At 56.7% G+C, this 356-nt stretch carries 2 rRNA genes; both read left to right on the top strand.

Features of this window, described 5'->3' with window-relative positions:
- Positions 1–147, top strand: a 23S ribosomal RNA gene (locus tag ACXJMZ_RS37490); the annotation flags it as partial.
- A gap of 88 nt (positions 148–235) precedes the next feature.
- Positions 236–352 (top strand): 5S ribosomal RNA (gene rrf, locus ACXJMZ_RS37485).
- Positions 353–356 lie beyond the last annotated feature (4 nt).

Genomic DNA, 356 nt, shown 5'->3' with positions numbered 1-356 from the left:
TCTAAGCGGGAAGCCTGCTTCGAGATGAATATTCCCACCTCCTTGAGAGGGTAAGGCTCCCAGTAGACGACTGGGTTGATAGGCCGGATGTGGAAGCCCTGTAAGGGGTGGAGCTGACCGGTACTAATAGGCCGAGGGCTTGTCCTCAGTTGCTCGCGTCCACTGTGTTGTTCTGAAACAACGACCCCACACCGTTTGGTCACGGGTGTGGTGCGGTCATACAGTTTCATAGTGTTTCGGTGGTCATAGCGTGAGGGAAACGCCCGGTTACATTCCGAACCCGGAAGCTAAGCCTCATAGCGCCGATGGTACTGCAGGGGGGACCCTGTGGGAGAGTAGGACGCCGCCGAACAATC

This window comes from Kitasatospora sp. P5_F3 (genome assembly GCF_054049135.1).
The sequence above is the reverse complement of the archived record's forward strand: the minus strand, read 5'-3'. Positions and strand labels throughout refer to the sequence as shown.